The sequence below is a fragment of the Herbaspirillum sp. Her3 genome, assembly GCF_057961275.1.
The window spans coordinates 3,520,946-3,536,321 of sequence record NZ_CM176328.1; the positions used below are offsets into that span (position 1 = coordinate 3,520,946).

A 15,376-nucleotide genomic window follows, 5' to 3' on the forward strand; every position below is an offset into this window, starting at 1 on the left:
AGAGACATGTAGCCAATCCAGTGCGATTTACTCAGGCTTGTTGCGCATCCAGTCGGCCGTCTGGTAGAGCGCCGCCAGCAGGCGTTTCATCAGGTCTTCCGGCAGGCCCACGTCCTGCATGGCCCAGGTCATGCAGCGCAGCCACTGGTCGCGCTCCGAGATGCCGATGGGGAAAGGCAGATGGCGCGCCCGCAGACGCGGATGGCCGAATTTTTCCATGTACAGGCTCGGGCCGCCGGTCCAGCCGGAGAGGAACATATAGGTCTTCTCGCGCGAGCCGTCCAGCGAAGGCGGATGCAGTGCGCGGATGCCGGCGAACTCCGGCTCCAGGTCCATCAGGTCATAGAAACGGTCGACCATCTCGCGCAGCTTCTCAGCGCCGCCGATGAGTTCGAACGTGGTCGGTTGGTTGGGATCTTCGATTTGCATAAGACCGCCATGATACCGCAGCCGGACTGCCCCGTCGGCGCAGTCCGGCTACCCGTTCCTGCTTTCTTGATCTGCTTCGGATCAGGCCTCGCGCAAGGTCTGCAAGGGTGGACGGCGCAGCACGTGGCGCAATCCGGCCCAGCCGCCCAGTGCCGAACAACCCGCACCGAGGCCCATGCCAGCCACCCACACCAGGGGACTGAAGCTCCAGTCGAAATTGAAGACGTAATGCGCCAGCGCCCAACCGATGCCCGCCGCCCCGCTGGCGGCCAGCAGGCCAGCCAGCGAACCCACCAGCAGCACCTCGATGCGCTGGGCGCGGGACAGTTCCTGGCGGGTCGCCCCGAGGGCGCGCAACAGGCCAGCTTCCCGTACACGTTCATCCTGGGACCCTGCCAGTGCAGCGTACAGTACCAGTACACCTGAACACAGAGTGAACAGGAACAGGAACTCTACAGCTGCAATCACTTGACCGACCACTTCCTGAATCTGTCTCAGTACACTTCCTATGTCCACTACGGTCAGATTGGGAAAATCGCGCGCCAGTGTATTGCCCAGCGTCTCCTGCTGCGGCGTCAGGTGGACGGCAGTGATCCAGCTTTGCGGCGTATCGCGCATCAATGTCGGGTTGAGGATCACGAAGAAATTCACCCGCAGCGAACCCCACTCCAGCTTGCGCAGACTGGTCACCGGCGCCTCCACCAGTTGCCCGGCGATGTCGAATTGCAGGCGGTCGCCCAGCTTGATGCCCAGGGTCTGCGCCAGTCCGCGTTCCACCGAAGCTTCAGGACGGCTGTCGTCGTACCAGCGGCCGGCCACGATGCCATTGCCGGGCGGGATATCGGCCATGGTCGAGAGATTGAATTCACGGTCCACCAGGCGCTTGGCGCGGTCCTCCTTGTAATCGTCCGGATTGACGGCACGGCCATTGATCTGCACCAGCCGTCCGCGAATCATCGGATACAGCGCCGCATCCTGCACCCCACCCTGGCGCAGTGCCTGCTGCACGGCCTGGCGCTGGTCGGGCTGGATGTTGATGATGAAGCGGTTGGGCGCGTCGGGCGGGGTCGCCTGCTGCCACGCACCGACCAGATCGCCACGGATGACGGTCAGCAGCAACAGCGCCATCAGTCCCAGCCCCAGCGCCACCACCTGCATGACGGCCGCCGCCGGACGGCGTTGCAGGCCGTCGATGGCAAAACGCCAGCTCTGGCGGTCCACCAAGCCGCGCAAGGAACGCAGCGCACGAAGGCACAGCCACGCCACCAGCGCGAACAGCCCGAAGCCGCCCAAGAAACCGGCAATGGTCAGCAACCCCAGCTTGAGATCGCCCGCCTGCCACAGCAACAGGCCCGAAAACACCAGCGTGCCCAATCCGTAGGTAGCCACGGTGAGCGCCTGCGGTGCGCCCTGCTCGCGCCGGATCACGCGGTTGTGCGGCACGTTGCGCAGCTGCAGGATGGGCGGCAAGGCAAACCCGACCAGCAGCAGCAAGCCGGTGGCCACGCCCTGCAGCGCCGGCGCCCAGCCGGGCGGCGGCAAGGCGGTCGGCATGAAACTGCCCAGCCATTGCAGCAGCGCGAAGTGCGCGGCAAAGCCGACCAGCATGCCGATGACGCTGGCGGCCAGGCCGATGAGGACGAATTCGGTCAGATAGAGCGTGGTCACCTGCGATTGCGTCATGCCGAAACAGCGCAGCATGGCGCAGGCATCCAGATGACGCAGCATGAAGCGGCGCGCCGCCATGGCCACGGCCAGCGCGGCCAGCATGGCGGACAACAGCCCGACCAGGGACAGGAACTGCTCGGCGCGGTCCAGCGTGGCGCGCATTTCGGGGCGGCCGTTTTCCAGCGATTCCACACGCACGCCGCGCAATTTCTCGGTATCGATCTGGCTTTCGACCTGCTTCTGGTAGCGCTGCACCGCCTCGGCCGGACCGGCGATCAAGAGCCGGTAGGTCACGCGAGAACCGACCTGTACCAGGTGCGTGGCGGCGAGGTCGGTTTCACTGAGCATCACGCGCGGCGCGAAGTTGACGAAGGCGCTGCCGCGATCCGGTTCCACCGAGATGACGGCGGCGATCGTCAGGGGCAGGTCGCCCAGCTTGATGGTCTGGCCTACCTTCATATCGAGCTGAGAGAGGATCTGCGGGTCCACCCACACCGTGCCCGGCCGGGGAATGCCTTCGGCGGGACGATCCGTGCCATCGCTCCCCTGCAACCGCACCTGGCCGCGCAGCGGATAGCCTGCGCTGACGGCCTTGATGGAGGACAGCACCGAACGCGCCGCATCGCCCTCGCCGGCCTGGGCCATGCTGGGGAAGACCTGGGTCTGCGCCTGCAGCAAGCCTTGTGCGCCGGCCTGCTGCAGCCATTGCGGCGGCAGCGGCTGGTCGGCGGCGATCAGCAGGTCGGCCCCCAGCAACTGATGCGCATCGCGCGTCATGCCGGCACGCATGCGATCGACGAAGAAACCGACCGAGGACAGGGCCGCCACCGCCACGATCAGCGCGATCAGGAGGAAACGGAGTTCACCAGTACGCCAGTCGCGCAGGGTCATGCGCAATGCTTGTTGGAACATGCAGGAGCCAAGGAAAGGAAATCAGGAAAAATGGCGGACAACATTCAGCGCAGCCACACCGCCGCCACGCCCACGGCCAGCAGCACGCAGAAGGCAGTCAGCATGCGCAGGCGGCGGCGCATGGCATCCATGGTCGCCACCAGTTGCGCATTCTGCTCGGCCAGGGTGTTGATCAGCTGGCTGGCGTCGAGTTGCTCGGCTTCCAGCTGGGCGATGCGCTGCGCCAGCTGGCCCACGTCGCCCGCGACCGGTGCGGCAGGCGCGGCCTCCACCGCCGTCTTGGCCTTGCGCGTGCGTGACCAGAGATCACGCGCGCCCTTGACGATGCCGGGGGTGGCCTGGACGACATCGCCCCAGGGAATCAGTTTGATGGCGGATAGCCAGCTCAAGCCCATCTGCAGGTCTCCTCAAGCGGGTTGGATAGGGGCAAGTCGGATACGACTTGTTGCAATTTCGTGGCAGAAGCGGACGAACCGGGAAGCTCATCCTTCTTCTAAGACAGGCAAAATGTGATTTTATCCCGACAAGCTGCAAACGCGCCGCGATGCCCTGCAGCCTCGTCTTCTGAGAAACCGGAGTTCCCATCATGAAAGCCCCCCTGTCCCTGCTGGCGGCCGCGCTGCTGCTGTGTGCCGGCAGCGCCCTGGCCGCCGATTGCACCAAGGCCGCCACCCAGGCCGAGATGAATGCCTGCGCCTCCGAGACGCTGACCCAGAACGATGCCGATCTCAACGCCACCTACATGGCCTATCGCGACAAGCTGAACAAAGCCAAACAGAACCAACTGCGCGAGGTGCAGCTGGCCTGGCTGAAGTACCGCGACCTGTCCTGCCATTTCGAGAGCGCGGCCAGTGCCGGGGGATCCGCGGCCTCGCTGGCGCTGCAGACCTGCCTGGCCGACAAGACCCGCCAGCGTGCGGACGAACTGAAGAATCTTGCAGGCTGCAAGGAGGGCGACTTGAACTGCGTGCGCTAGTCAGGACACAAACTTTCATGCTGTAATGCTCGCGTCTGAATAAGCAGACACATTACAGACACACGAATCCACTTGCCCCAGGGAGTCCCTATGAAAAAACTGCTCTTCGCCATGACCACCTTCGCGCTGGCCGCCCCGCTGCTGCTCAGCTCCCCTGCCATGGCGCAGAATGCGCAACAGGACAAGATGAAGCAATGCAACGCCGACGCCGCCGGCAAGAAAGGCGATGAACGCAAGGCCTTCATGTCCTCCTGTCTGAAGAAGGAACAACCCAAGCCGGCCACCCAGCAGGACAAGATGAAGCAATGTAACGCCGACGCCGCCGGCAAGAAGGGCGACGAGCGCAAGGCCTTCATGTCTTCCTGCCTGAAGAAGAACAAATAAACCGGTTCTTCCGACCCGCCCGACAGCGCCGGGCCACCCAAGAAAAAAACCCGCAAGTCGCCTTGCGGGTTTTTTATTGCCTGTACGGCGCAACGAGATGAAGCGGCGGTGCGCTCAGTGGGGAGTGCGCTTGAAGAAGAACAGACCTGCCCCCACCAGCATGAGCATGCCGCCGAAGAAGCGGTTCTGCGTCTTGATCGCCTTCTGGCTGCGGAAAAAGCGCTGCAAGCGGCTGGCCGCGAAGGCATAGCCATGCATCACCACCAGGTCCACCACCACCATGGTCACGGCCAGCACCAGCAGTTGCAGCCACAGCGGACGCTCGTGGTCGATGAACTGCGGCAGCACCGCCACCATGAAGACGATGCCCTTGGGATTGGTGGCGTTGGTGAGGAAACCGGTCATGCAGCGCTGCCACCAGTGCTGGCCACGCTGGGCGCGGGCGGCGGCATTGGCCACGTCGATGGCTTCGCCTTCCTGCTCGGAAGGCACCGGGGCGCGCCATTGCGAAAAGCCCAGATAGATCAGGTACAAGGCTCCGCAGATCTTGACCACGTTGAAGGCGGTTTCGGAAGCCACCAGCAGCGAGCCCACCCCGGCACCGGCAATGATCAACACCATCACCAGGGCGATTTCCAGACCGAGGATGGTGGCACTGGTGCGGCGCAGGCCGTAATTGAGGCCGTGGCTCATGGAGAGGACCGCGCCCGAACCGGGCGAGATCGCAATGAGGCAGGCAGCGAAGAAGAAGGTGATCCAGGTTTGATAAGCCATGAAGAACTCGGTCGGGGAAGCCGCGTGGAATGTCGAGTCACCCATTATAAGCAAAGCTGCAACGAATGCTTACAAATGCATGATGAATTGAAACACTTTCGCGTCGTCTTTCACGTCGACGGGTCGTTATAGGAAGCAAGGCGACACAAACGATGAAGCGATTACGCAAAATCAAGCGCCGAGCGTAACAACCACTTTCTAAAGGAAATTGCCATGAAAACCAAATCCGTCATCGTCGCTTCCCTGCTGACCGCACTGGCCCTGCCGGTGTTCGCACAGACCGGCAGCGCTGCGCCGGCCGCGCCTGCAGCAGCCACGGCCAAGGCGGAAGCCGGCAAGACCGACACTGCGCCCAAGGCCAAGACCGCGCATCACGCCAAGCACAAGAAGTCCGAAAAGTCGGAGAAGTCTGAGAAGTCGGAAAAGAAGGCTGACGCCAAGAGCGAAGCCAAGACCGACACCAAGGCGGCCACCGATTCGGCCACCAAGACCAAGTAAGACCGTACCGGGCCACTCCCGATACAGATTGCAGATACGCAGCACACACCGTACACACAGTACTACTGACGCAAACCAGACACTTGTCTCCGAAAGGACATCATCATGAAAACCAAGACCATCATCGTTGCCTCCCTGCTGTCGGCCCTGACCCTGCCGGTGTTCGCCCAGACGGGCGCAGCCGCCACCCCCGCCGCCCCGGCCAAGGCTGACGCCGCCAAGACCGAAGCCGCACCGAAGGCCAAGGTCCATCACGCCAAGCACAAGAAGTCGGAAAAGAAGGCTGAAAAGAAGGACGCAGCCGGCACCGATACCAAGGCCGCTACCGACACAGCCGCCAAGACCAAGTAAGAACTGTACCGGGCCAGTCCCGGTACACATTGCAGACACGCAGCACACACCGTACACACAGTACTACTGACGCAAACCAGACACTTGTCTCTGAAAGGACATCACCATGAAAACCAAGACCATCATCGTTGCCTCCCTGCTGTCGGCCCTGACCCTGCCGGTGTTCGCCCAGACGGGCGCAGCCGCCACCACCGCTGCTCCGGCTGCCACCACCGCCGCCCCGGCCAAGGCTGACGCCGCCAAGACCGAGACCGCACCGAAGGCCAAGAAGGCCCATCACGCCAAGCACAAGAAGTCGGAAAAGAAGGCTGAAAAGAAGGACGCAGCCGGCACCGAAGCCAAGCCGGCTGCTGACGGCGCCGCCAAGTAAGCCGTCCGCAAGGAGCAGTACACCGGGCGTCTGACGCCCGGACATGTCAGGGATGACAGGGATATCGCCTCCGCACCATCAGGTTCGGGGGCGATATTTTTTATATCGTTTAAATCATTTCGATCATTTGAATTGTTTGAATGGCCTGAGCAGCTCAGTCCTGCTGCCAGCGCAGCGCAATGCGCTCGCCCGCAGAAGACGCGGCGAACTGCGCGCAATCCATACCGATCCCCGCCGCGAACAGCAAGGCCTCGCCCGCCCATACCAGCGGCAGATACGGGCGTTCCCAGGCGGGCACATCGGCGCTCTGGTATTGCTGCTTGAGACTGCGTGCAGGACGGTTGGCCGCCAGCCTGATGCGTTCGCCGCCGCTGCGACCACACACCAGCAGCGCCTGTGCACGCAGCCAGTCGGCATCGAAACCGGGCCGCGCATCGCCCTCGGGGAGGCGTTCGAACACCAGCGTGCCGTAGAAGGCAGGAACGTGTACCTGTTCCTGCCCGGTCCAGCGCAGCGATACGGACTCCCCCTCATCCGGCAAGCTGCGGCGCGGCGCCAGGAACACGCGCTCGCGATAGCGATGCACCTCGCCATCGGGATGGGAGACGCATACCTGCGCCTCCATATCGGCCTGCAGCAATTGCGTGCGCATCTCCTGCATCCACGCCGCGGAGGGCATGCGCATGCCGCGCAGCGCAAACCAGTGACGCATCAGGTTCAAGAAGCGCTGCTCGCTCAAGGCACGCAGCGCCGGCATGCGCAGGTGATCTTCATGGCGGCATTGCGCCAGGTCCTGTTCGGCCACTTCGCGCAGCAGTTCCTGCGCCCCTTGCGCATGGCCGGCCGCACGCGCCAGGCGCTGCTGGTAGCCCGGGAAGACCTGGCCCAGCGCGGGCATGACCTGGTGGCGCAAAGCATTGCGTGTGTAGCGCGGATCGCTGTTGGATTCATCCTCGATCCATGTGAGCGACCAGCTGCGTGCAGCCTCTTCCAGCTGTGCGCGGGTCACGCCCAGGAAGGGCCGCGCGATCAAGGTCTGCGCATCGCCCAGCAAGCCCGGCGCGGCATTCCATTGATCCATGCCGGACATGCCCGCCAGGCCGCTTCCGCGCAGCAGTTGCAGCAGCACGGTTTCAGCCTGGTCATCCAGATGATGCGCGCTCAGCAGCAGGCGCGCGCCGTGCTGGCGGCACAGCCGCCCGAGCGCCGCATAACGCGCCAGACGCGCCGCCTCTTCGATACCGGTGTCGGCCACGCGCTCCAGCCGGACGCGCTCGAAGGCGCAGGCGATGCCTCGCTGCGCGCAAAAATCCTGCGCATGGGCCAGCCAGGCATCCGCATTGACGGAGAGTCCATGATGCACGTGCAGCGCCACCAGCCGTCCACCGCTCTCCTGCTGCCACTGTGCGGCCACCTGCAGCAACACGGAGGAATCGAGCCCGCCGCTGTAGGCCACGGCCAGCGTGTCGCTGGCGGTATCGAAAGCGGTGGCCGCCAGCGTGGCCTGCAACGCCTGCCGGAGTGCGCCGGTGGACTTGCCGGAGGAAGGGGAAGAATGTTCGGACATGAAAAAACGGTGCCGGAAAAGACAAACGCCAGCGAAGCAATCGCTGGCGCCTGGTAGGACGGAAAGAACGACCGACAGATTACTCGGCCGAATTCAGTTCCTTGAACTTGCCATAGGCCATCAGCTTTTCGTGACGGGCGGCCAGCAGGTCCTTGGTCTTCATGCCCTGGAACTGGCGCAGCGAATCCGACAGCGCGCGCTTGAGCAGGCCGGCCATCTGCTTGGGATCGCGATGGGCGCCGCCCAGCGGCTCGTTGACGATCTTGTCGATCAAACCAATGGCCTTGAGACGATGAGCGGTCAGGCCCAGTGCTTCGGCGGCATCGGCGGCGCGGTCGGCGGTCTTCCAGAGGATGGAAGCGCAGCCTTCCGGCGAGATCACCGAGTAGGTCGCGTATTGCAGCATCAGCACCGAGTCACCCACGGCGATGGCCAGCGCACCGCCGGAACCGCCTTCACCGATGATGGTGGCAATGAGCGGCACCTTCAGCTCGGCCATCACGTAGAGGTTGTGGCCGATGGCTTCGGACTGGCCGCGCTCTTCGGCATCGATGCCGGGAAAAGCGCCGGGGGTGTCCACGAAGGTAAAAATCGGTAAACCGAACTTTTCGGCCACTTTCATCAGGCGCATGGCCTTGCGATAGCCTTCCGGCTTGGGCATGCCGAAGTTGCGCATGGCGCGTTCCTTGGTGTCGCGCCCCTTCTGGTGGCCGATCACCATGCAGGCCTGGCCATTGAAACGGGCCAGGCCGCCGACGATGGACTGGTCGTCCGCAAAGGTGCGGTCGCCGTGCAGTTCGTGGAAATCGGTGAAGATCTCGCGCACGTAGTCCATGGTGTAGGGACGTTGCGGATGGCGCGCGATCTGCGAGACCTGCCAGGGCGTGAGCTTGGCGTAGATGTCCTTGGTCAGCTGCTGGCTCTTCTTGACCAGGCGCTCGATCTCTTCGGAGATGTCGACGGCCGAGTCATCCTGTACAAAACGCAACTCTTCGATCTTGGCATCCAGCTCGGCGATGGCCTGCTCGAAGCCCAGAAAAGTCGTTGTCGATTTACTCATTGTGTTCCTTTTTCAACAAGTCCGATGGTGCGGTGAGAATCGCTGGAAATGCCGGCCCGGTGCGGGTTGCGGCGCGATGATCCCCGGCTGCATCGGTTTGCCTTCAAATCTTGGGAGGACGGGAGTATACACCAGCGCTGCCCGCGCCCTCTTCCTCTTGGATCAATAATCGGAGGGCAGCGGATCCAGGCTGCGCCACAGATACCAGGTGGCCACGGTGCGCCACGGTTCCCAGTTCGCGGCGACTTCCCGCGCATCGCTGCGCGAGACCGGCTCACCCGAGAAGTAGCTGATGCTGATGCCCTTGAGCAATCCCAGGTCATCCAGCGGCAGCACGTTCGGGCGCAGCAGATTAAATATCAAAAACATCTCGGCTGTCCAGCGGCCAATCCCGCGGATCTGGATCATCTCGGCAATGACGGCTTCGTCTTCCATCTCCGCCCATTTGTCGGGATGCACCGTCTTGGCCTTGAAGTGCGCAGCCAGATCGAGGATGTATTCGGCCTTGCGCTTGGACAAGCCGCAGGCGGCCAGCCCTTCGGGCCCGGTGCGCATCACCTGGGCCGGCGTGCAGCGCGGACAGGCTTCCAGGAAGCGCTGCCAGACCGCATTGGCGGCCTTGGTCGAGATCTGCTGGCCGATCACCGAGCGCGCCAGCGTGGTGAAGGCGTCGCCGCGCACCGTCAGTTGCAGATCCCCGAACTGCGGGATGATCTTGCGCATGATGCGGTCGCGCTTCATCAGCTCGGCCTTGGCCTCTTCCCAGTAGGCCGGGACGATCAGGCTGGGATCGGCCTCGCTGGCTTTTCGGTTGGTATTCAAATCAAGCTCTCCGCCATTCGGTCAGGCCGCCCGGTTTGTCTTCCAGAATGATGCCGGCCGCGGTCAGCTCGGCACGCAGGCGGTCGGCTTCGGCGAAGTTCTTGCCCGCCTTGGCCGCCTTGCGCGCTGCGATCAGCGCTTCGATCTCGGTTTCGCCCAGGCCATCGGCGGCGACCACGCCCCCCTTGAGGTAGTCGGACGGCTCGCGCTGCAAGATCCCCAGGATGCCGGCCAGCGCCTTCAGCTGGCGCGCCTGAGCCGCCGAACGGCTGCGGTTGACTTCGTTGGCCAGCTCGAAGAGCACGGCGATGGCGACCGGGGTGTTGAAGTCATCGTTCAGGGCCTCTGTGAACCTTTGTGCATGCGCCTCATCGGCCTGCAGGCCGCCTGCTTCCGGCGGCACGTCCTTCAAGGCCGTATACAGGCGGGTGAGCGCCTGGCGGGCATCGTCCAGGTGGGCATCGGAATAGTTCAAGGGGCTACGGTAGTGCGCACGCAAGATGAAGAAACGCAACACTTCCGGGTCGTACTTCTTGAGCACGTCGCGGATGGTAAAGAAGTTGCCCAGGGACTTGGACATCTTCTCGTTGTCGATGCGCACGAAACCGTTGTGCATCCAGTAATTCACGAAGGTGTGCTGATGCGCGCCTTCGGACTGGGCGATTTCATTTTCATGGTGCGGGAACTGAAGATCCTGGCCGCCGCCGTGGATGTCGAAATGCTCGCCCAGCAAGTCGCCGGACATGGCCGAGCACTCGATGTGCCAGCCCGGACGGCCGCAGCCCCAGGGCGAGTCCCACTTGGCCTCGTCCGGCTCGCTGGGCTTGGCGGCCTTCCAGAGCACGAAGTCCAGCGGATCGCGCTTGCCGGTATTCACATCCACCCGCTCGCCGGCACGCAGGTCGTCCAGCGACTTGCCGGAGAGCTTGCCGTAGCGGGGGAAATCGCGCACCGAGTAATTGACGTCGCCATCGCTGGCCTTGTAGGCCAGGCCGTTCTTTTCCAGCTTGCCGATCAGGTCCAGCATCTGCGGCACGTACCGGGTCGCGCGCGGCTCATGGTCGGGACGCTGCACGCCCAGGGCGGCGGCATCCTCGTTCATGGCATCGATGAAGCGGTTGGTCAGCTGGGCGATGGTTTCGCCGTTTTCGACAGCGCGTTTGATGATCTTGTCGTCGATATCGGTGATGTTGCGCACGTAGGTCACGGCGTAGCCGGACGCGCGCAGCCAGCGCTGCACCATGTCGAACACCACCAGCACGCGCGCATGGCCGATATGGCAATAGTCATAGACGGTCATGCCGCACACGTACAAGCGCACCTTGCCGGGTTCGATCGGGGTAAAGGTCTGCTTATCACGCGCCAGCGTGTTGTAAATCTTGAGCTCGCTCATGGGATGGGAATTCTGGGTTGGCGGGACCGGTGAGGACGCCTGGTTCATGCAATCTGCCTGGGGCCGGCACCGTAGGAAGCGTGGCGCTGGCAGGCCCCTGCCTGGGTTTCATTGTTCTAGCAGCAATTGCAACATGAACGGGTCACGGTAGCCAAACCTCTTTTTGTCTTACTTGTTTGATATAAAATGCCAGCTTTCTTCGAATTTCTTCGAGTATAGCATCGATAAAACCATGCCCCCAGAATCACAAGAACAGACATCCATTCATGGTTTGCGCGGTTTGATCAGCAAAACTGCTCACAAGACGGCAGTATTGTCCAGCCTGGTGGCCGCCCTGTTTGCGGTGCCCGCCAGCACTGCGCATGCCAGCGAAATGTCTGACATCAACAAGCTGATGCGGGCCGGACAGTATGCCGAAGCACTGACCAAGACCGATGCCGTACTGGCGAAACACCCGCGCGATGCGCAACTGCGTTTCACGAAGGGCCTGATCTTAGCAGAACAAAACCGTTCTGCCGAGGCCATTGCCGTGTTCACCAAGCTGACCGAAGACTTCCCCGACCTGCCCGAGCCGTACAACAACCTGGCCGTGCTGTATGCGGCCGACGGCCAGTACGACAAGGCCAGGGCTGCGCTGGACATGGCCATGCGCACCAATCCGACCTATGCGACGGCGCTGGAGAACCTGGGCGACGTCTATGCCAAGCTGGCCAGCCAGGCCTATGACAAGGCTTTGCAGATCGATCCGGGCGCCAACGTGCCGCAGCCCAAGCTGACGCTGTTGCGCTCGCTCAACGGCAACACCACCGGCGGCACCGTGCCGCGCCTGGCCTCGGCCGCCTCCGCCCAGCGCGAGGCCAAGGCCAAGGCCGAAGCGGCTGCCGCCGAGCAGCAGGAACGCAACCGCGCCCTGGCCGCCGAGAAACTGGCGCAGCAGGCCGCCGCCGACAAGGCCGAAGCCGAGAAGACGGCCATTGCCAAGGCCACCAGCGACAAGGAAAAGGCGGCTGCGGACAAGGCTGCGGCCGACAAGGCAGCGGCCGAGAAAGCCGCCGCCGACAAGGCTGCAGCTGAAAAGGCAGCGGCAGACAAGGCGGCCGCCGAGCGCGCCAAGGCCGAGAAGGCCCGCGCCGAGCAGCTGGCGGCCGAACAGGCGCGCGCCCAGAAGGCTGCTGCCGACAAGGCCGCCGCCGAGCAGAAGCAGAAGGAACTGCTGGCCCAGAAGGAAAAGGACCAGGCCGACAAGCTGGCCCGCGAGCAAGCCGCCCGCGCCGAGAAGGAAAAAACTGCCCAGGCGGCCGCCGAGAAAGCCAAGGCTGACAAGCTGGCCGCAGCCGAGAAGGCCCGTGCCGAGAAGCTGGCCGCTGCCGAAAAGGCCAAGGCTGACAAGGCCCGCGCCGACAAGGAAAAGGCCAAGGCCGAAGCCGGCGCCGAACAGGACAAGGCCACCGTGCTGGCGGCCTTGAACGGCTGGGCCAAGGCCTGGAGCGACAAGGACGTGCGCGGCTACCTGGGCCATTACGCCAGCGACTTCGAGACACCTCGCGGCGCCTCCCGCAAGGAATGGGCCGAAGAGCGCCGCGCCCGCATCGAGGACAAGGGCCGCATCAGCGTCAAGGTCAGCAATGCCACGGTCAGCATCAACGGCAACATTGCGACCGTGCGCTATCGTCAGATATATAATTCGGATCGGCTGACGGTGGACAGCCGCAAGACCCTGATCTTCGTCAAACAGGGCAATCGATGGCTGATCAAACAGGAACGATCGGGAGGGTAATTGGTGGCTAGCGCTTTGCAAGGGCGTCCCGCGCGCATGCTCGGACGCCTTCTGATGTTGTGCCTGGCAGGGCTGCCTGTGATGGGCAGCGAGGCATCCTCTTCTTCCATTCCGCCGCAAGGCAATACGGCTGGCGCACCGGCCGCCAAGCCGGATCCGGAAGCCCTGCTCATCGAGATCTACAAGGACCTGGGCGCCAACCGCCTGCGCGAAGCCCAGGCCAAGGCCGATGCCCTGGTGGCGGCCTACCCCACCTTCCGTCTCGGCCACCTGGTGCGCGGCGACCTGCTGCTGATGCATGCGCGACCAGTGCGCAACTTCGGCGCCATGGCCGATGGCCCCAGCGACAAGCTCAAGGAACTGCGCGATGAAGCCATGGTGCGCATCCGTTCCCTGCAAGAAAAACCCGACCCCAATCTGATCCCCAAGGCCGTGCTGCAGGTAGGCGACGACCAGAAGAACGTGCTGGTGGTCGACACCACGCGCTCGCGCATGTACGTCTACGAGAACCAGGGTGGCGATCTGAAGTACATGACCGACTACTACATCTCGCAGGGCCGCTTCGGCGCCAACAAGACCAAGTCCGGCGACCAGCGCACGCCCATCGGCGTGTATTACGTCAACAACCGCATCCCCGGCCCCAAGCTGCCCGACTTCTATGGCACCGGCGCCCTGCCGCTGTCCTATCCCAATGAATGGGACAAGCGCAACGGCCGCAGCGGCTATGGCATCTGGCTGCACGGCACGCCCTCGGACAACTTCAGCCGCCCGCCGCTGTCTTCCGACGGTTGCGTGGTGCTGGCCAATCCGGATCTGCAGAGCCTGTATTCCACCGCCGAGGTCGGCAAGACGGTGGTGGTGATCAGCCAGAACGTGCAATTCGTCAACAAGGACGCCCTGGCCAAGGATCGCGACGCTGCTTCGGCCATGCTGGAACAGTGGGGCCAGTCGCTGGAGAATGCGGACGCCGACCAGGTGCTGTCGTATTACTCGCCGGAATTCCGCTCGGCCCAGGGCGAAAACCTGGCGACCTGGTTCGGCCGCCAGCAGAAAAGCCTGAACGGGGCGCGCTACACCAGTGTCAAACTGCGCGATGTCAGCCTGTTCCGCTATCCCGGCGCACAAGAAGACATGATCGTCAGCACTTTCACCCAGGAAAGTGCGGTCGGCAAGAGCAAGAACGCGATCCGCAAGCGCCAGTACTGGGTGCGTGAAGGATCGCAATGGAAAATCATTTACGAAGGCAACGCATGATCCTCTCCCGTCGTCACCTGCTGCGCATGGCAGCAGCGTTTTCCCTGTCGGCCACCCTGGCCGCTCCCGTCCTGGCCGCCGACGCGCCGCGCGTGCTGCTCAAGACCAGCATGGGTGACATCACCCTGGAACTGAATCCCGAAAAGGCCCCGGTCTCGGTCGACAATTTCCTCAAGTACGTCAAGAAGGGCCAGTACAACGGCACCGTATTTCACCGCGTCATCAATGGCTTCATGATCCAGGGTGGCGGCTACGACCAGAACATGCGCGAAAAGCCCACCGACGCGCCCATCAAGAACGAGGCCAATAACGGTTTGAAGAACGAGGTTTATACTGTGGCGATGGCGCGCACCTCGGCACCGCACTCGGCCACCGCCCAGTTCTTCATCAACGTGGCGGACAACCGCTTCCTGAATTACCCCGGCCAGGATGGCTGGGGCTATGCGGTCTTCGGCAAGGTCATCGCCGGTGCCGATGTGGTCGACAAGATCAAGCAGGTGCGCACTGGAGCCGGCGATGTGCCGGCCACGCCGGTGGTGATCGAATCGGCCACCCTGGTCAAGTAAGGCAGGCGTCCCGTAGCGCAGCCAAGGCGGGCCCAAGTCGCCCGCCGGTTTTTTTCATTCCCCCACAAGCAAAGGATTCATCATGGCAGTTCTGCTCACCACCAACCACGGCACCATCAAGATCGAACTGGATGCAGAGAAGGCTCCCAAGACCGTTGAGAACTTCCTGGCCTACGTCAACGCCGGTCATTACAACGGCACCATCTTCCACCGCGTCATCGACGGTTTCATGATCCAGGGCGGCGGCTTCGAACCCGGCATGAAGCAAAAAGAGACCAACGAACCGATCGAGAACGAAGCCAAGAATGGCTTGAAGAACGAGCCCTACACCCTGGCCATGGCCCGCACCGCTGCCCCGCACTCGGCCTCGGCGCAGTTCTTCATCAACGTCAAGAACAACAGCTTCCTCGACTACCCGGGCCAGGACGGCTGGGGCTACTGCGTCTTCGGCAAGGTCGTCGAAGGCACCGAAGTGGTCGACAAGATCAAGGGTGTGAAGACCACCCGCGCCGGCATGTTCGCCGACGTGCCTGCGGAAGACGTGGTGATCGAGAAGGCAGAAGTGGTCTGAGCCC

The 15,376-nt window shown here is 63.2% G+C and carries 17 protein-coding genes; 9 read left to right on the plus strand and 8 right to left on the minus strand.

The annotated features are described in order from the left end of the window. Positions 1–27: 27 nt before the first annotated feature. The 3 genes from ACVC5H_RS16060 to ACVC5H_RS16070 all read right to left on the minus strand — a co-directional run bounded on the left by ACVC5H_RS16060 (position 28) and on the right by ACVC5H_RS16070 (position 3,404). Positions 28–429 carry a group II truncated hemoglobin gene (locus ACVC5H_RS16060; RefSeq protein ID WP_034339751.1) on the minus strand — a complete coding sequence of 134 codons (402 nt, stop codon included), beginning with the start codon at positions 427–429 and terminating at the stop codon, positions 28–30. An 81-nt stretch (positions 430–510) separates the two neighbouring features. Then, positions 511–3,009, minus strand: coding sequence for an ABC transporter permease (locus ACVC5H_RS16065; RefSeq protein ID WP_489618808.1), 2,499 nt, complete (start codon positions 3,007–3,009; stop codon positions 511–513). Positions 3,010–3,053: 44 nt separating this feature from the next. Further along, a complete protein-coding gene (locus ACVC5H_RS16070; RefSeq protein WP_489618809.1) occupies positions 3,054–3,404 on the minus strand; it encodes a hypothetical protein in 351 nt (116 codons plus the stop codon). Positions 3,405–3,595: 191 nt separating this feature from the next. On the opposite strand from ACVC5H_RS16070, the gene ACVC5H_RS16075 reads away from it, so the two are divergent. Both ACVC5H_RS16075 and ACVC5H_RS16080 read left to right on the plus strand, forming a co-directional pair. Then, positions 3,596–3,985: a lysozyme inhibitor LprI family protein gene (locus ACVC5H_RS16075; protein WP_489618810.1), complete on the plus strand. Its 390-nt coding sequence runs from the start codon at positions 3,596–3,598 to the stop codon at positions 3,983–3,985. 90 nt (positions 3,986–4,075) lie between these two features. Next, complete coding sequence (locus ACVC5H_RS16080; RefSeq protein ID WP_489618811.1) at positions 4,076–4,369, plus strand: PsiF family protein; 294 nt, start codon at positions 4,076–4,078, stop codon at positions 4,367–4,369. Between the two features lie 114 nt (positions 4,370–4,483). Here ACVC5H_RS16080 and ACVC5H_RS16085 read toward each other — a convergent pair whose 3' ends face one another. Then, positions 4,484–5,143 (minus strand): LysE family transporter, encoded by a 660-nt coding sequence (locus ACVC5H_RS16085; RefSeq protein ID WP_489618812.1) that lies wholly within the window; start codon positions 5,141–5,143, stop codon positions 4,484–4,486. 213 nt (positions 5,144–5,356) lie between these two features. Between ACVC5H_RS16085 and ACVC5H_RS16090 the strand changes: the two genes are divergently transcribed. The 3 genes from ACVC5H_RS16090 (at position 5,357) to ACVC5H_RS16100 (ending at position 6,362) form a co-directional block, all read left to right on the plus strand. Beyond that, on the plus strand, positions 5,357–5,641 hold the full coding sequence (locus ACVC5H_RS16090) for a hypothetical protein (RefSeq protein ID WP_489618813.1): 285 nt from the start codon (positions 5,357–5,359) through the stop codon (positions 5,639–5,641). Between the two features lie 105 nt (positions 5,642–5,746). Then, positions 5,747–5,992, plus strand: a complete 246-nt coding sequence (locus ACVC5H_RS16095; protein WP_489618814.1) for a hypothetical protein — start codon at positions 5,747–5,749, stop codon at positions 5,990–5,992. A 106-nt stretch (positions 5,993–6,098) separates the two neighbouring features. Continuing rightward, on the plus strand, positions 6,099–6,362 hold the full coding sequence (locus tag ACVC5H_RS16100) for a hypothetical protein (protein WP_489618815.1): 264 nt from the start codon (positions 6,099–6,101) through the stop codon (positions 6,360–6,362). A 154-nt stretch (positions 6,363–6,516) separates the two neighbouring features. Here ACVC5H_RS16100 and tilS read toward each other — a convergent pair whose 3' ends face one another. The 4 genes from tilS to cysS all read right to left on the minus strand — a co-directional run bounded on the left by tilS (position 6,517) and on the right by cysS (position 11,204). Next, positions 6,517–7,929: a tRNA lysidine(34) synthetase TilS gene (tilS, locus tag ACVC5H_RS16105; RefSeq protein WP_489618816.1), complete on the minus strand. Its 1,413-nt coding sequence runs from the start codon at positions 7,927–7,929 to the stop codon at positions 6,517–6,519. A gap of 79 nt (positions 7,930–8,008) precedes the next feature. Beyond that, complete coding sequence (locus ACVC5H_RS16110; RefSeq protein WP_008327848.1) at positions 8,009–8,989, minus strand: acetyl-CoA carboxylase carboxyltransferase subunit alpha; 981 nt, start codon at positions 8,987–8,989, stop codon at positions 8,009–8,011. A gap of 162 nt (positions 8,990–9,151) precedes the next feature. Next, positions 9,152–9,811: a DNA-3-methyladenine glycosylase family protein gene (locus ACVC5H_RS16115; protein ID WP_338719041.1), complete on the minus strand. Its 660-nt coding sequence runs from the start codon at positions 9,809–9,811 to the stop codon at positions 9,152–9,154. 1 nt (position 9,812) lies between these two features. Then, the gene (gene cysS, locus ACVC5H_RS16120; RefSeq protein ID WP_489618817.1) at positions 9,813–11,204 is read right to left on the minus strand and encodes a cysteine--tRNA ligase; all 1,392 of its coding nucleotides are present in this window, start codon (positions 11,202–11,204) and stop codon (positions 9,813–9,815) included. Between the two features lie 232 nt (positions 11,205–11,436). On the opposite strand from cysS, the gene ACVC5H_RS16125 reads away from it, so the two are divergent. The 4 genes from ACVC5H_RS16125 (at position 11,437) to ACVC5H_RS16140 (ending at position 15,372) form a co-directional block, all read left to right on the plus strand. After that, positions 11,437–12,981, plus strand: coding sequence for a YybH family protein (locus tag ACVC5H_RS16125; protein WP_489618818.1), 1,545 nt, complete (start codon positions 11,437–11,439; stop codon positions 12,979–12,981). A gap of 36 nt (positions 12,982–13,017) precedes the next feature. After that, positions 13,018–14,235 (plus strand): L,D-transpeptidase family protein, encoded by a 1,218-nt coding sequence (locus tag ACVC5H_RS16130; RefSeq protein WP_489618819.1) that lies wholly within the window; start codon positions 13,018–13,020, stop codon positions 14,233–14,235. Then, complete coding sequence (locus ACVC5H_RS16135; RefSeq protein WP_338719037.1) at positions 14,232–14,801, plus strand: peptidylprolyl isomerase; 570 nt, start codon at positions 14,232–14,234, stop codon at positions 14,799–14,801. Before ACVC5H_RS16130 ends, ACVC5H_RS16135 begins: the two co-directional genes overlap by 4 nt. A gap of 82 nt (positions 14,802–14,883) precedes the next feature. Then, the gene (locus tag ACVC5H_RS16140; protein WP_489618820.1) at positions 14,884–15,372 is read left to right on the plus strand and encodes a peptidylprolyl isomerase; all 489 of its coding nucleotides are present in this window, start codon (positions 14,884–14,886) and stop codon (positions 15,370–15,372) included. Positions 15,373–15,376 lie beyond the last annotated feature (4 nt).

Excerpts from the sequence above, each read along its gene's own strand:
- ACVC5H_RS16060 (WP_034339751.1), bottom strand. The coding sequence starts at position 429 with ATGCAAATCGAAGATCCCAACCAACCGACCACGTTCGAACTCATCGGC.
- ACVC5H_RS16065 (WP_489618808.1), bottom strand. The coding sequence starts at position 3,009 with ATGTTCCAACAAGCATTGCGCATGACCCTGCGCGACTGGCGTACTGGT.
- ACVC5H_RS16070 (WP_489618809.1), bottom strand. The coding sequence starts at position 3,404 with ATGGGCTTGAGCTGGCTATCCGCCATCAAACTGATTCCCTGGGGCGAT.
- ACVC5H_RS16075 (WP_489618810.1), top strand. The coding sequence starts at position 3,596 with ATGAAAGCCCCCCTGTCCCTGCTGGCGGCCGCGCTGCTGCTGTGTGCC.
- ACVC5H_RS16080 (WP_489618811.1), top strand. The coding sequence starts at position 4,076 with ATGAAAAAACTGCTCTTCGCCATGACCACCTTCGCGCTGGCCGCCCCG.
- ACVC5H_RS16085 (WP_489618812.1), bottom strand. The coding sequence starts at position 5,143 with ATGGCTTATCAAACCTGGATCACCTTCTTCTTCGCTGCCTGCCTCATT.
- ACVC5H_RS16090 (WP_489618813.1), top strand. The coding sequence starts at position 5,357 with ATGAAAACCAAATCCGTCATCGTCGCTTCCCTGCTGACCGCACTGGCC.
- ACVC5H_RS16095 (WP_489618814.1), top strand. The coding sequence starts at position 5,747 with ATGAAAACCAAGACCATCATCGTTGCCTCCCTGCTGTCGGCCCTGACC.
- ACVC5H_RS16100 (WP_489618815.1), top strand. The coding sequence starts at position 6,099 with ATGAAAACCAAGACCATCATCGTTGCCTCCCTGCTGTCGGCCCTGACC.
- tilS (WP_489618816.1), bottom strand. The coding sequence starts at position 7,929 with ATGTCCGAACATTCTTCCCCTTCCTCCGGCAAGTCCACCGGCGCACTC.
- ACVC5H_RS16110 (WP_008327848.1), bottom strand. The coding sequence starts at position 8,989 with ATGAGTAAATCGACAACGACTTTTCTGGGCTTCGAGCAGGCCATCGCC.
- cysS (WP_489618817.1), bottom strand. The coding sequence starts at position 11,204 with ATGAGCGAGCTCAAGATTTACAACACGCTGGCGCGTGATAAGCAGACC.
- ACVC5H_RS16125 (WP_489618818.1), top strand. The coding sequence starts at position 11,437 with ATGCCCCCAGAATCACAAGAACAGACATCCATTCATGGTTTGCGCGGT.
- ACVC5H_RS16130 (WP_489618819.1), top strand. The coding sequence starts at position 13,018 with ATGCTCGGACGCCTTCTGATGTTGTGCCTGGCAGGGCTGCCTGTGATG.
- ACVC5H_RS16135 (WP_338719037.1), top strand. The coding sequence starts at position 14,232 with ATGATCCTCTCCCGTCGTCACCTGCTGCGCATGGCAGCAGCGTTTTCC.
- ACVC5H_RS16140 (WP_489618820.1), top strand. The coding sequence starts at position 14,884 with ATGGCAGTTCTGCTCACCACCAACCACGGCACCATCAAGATCGAACTG.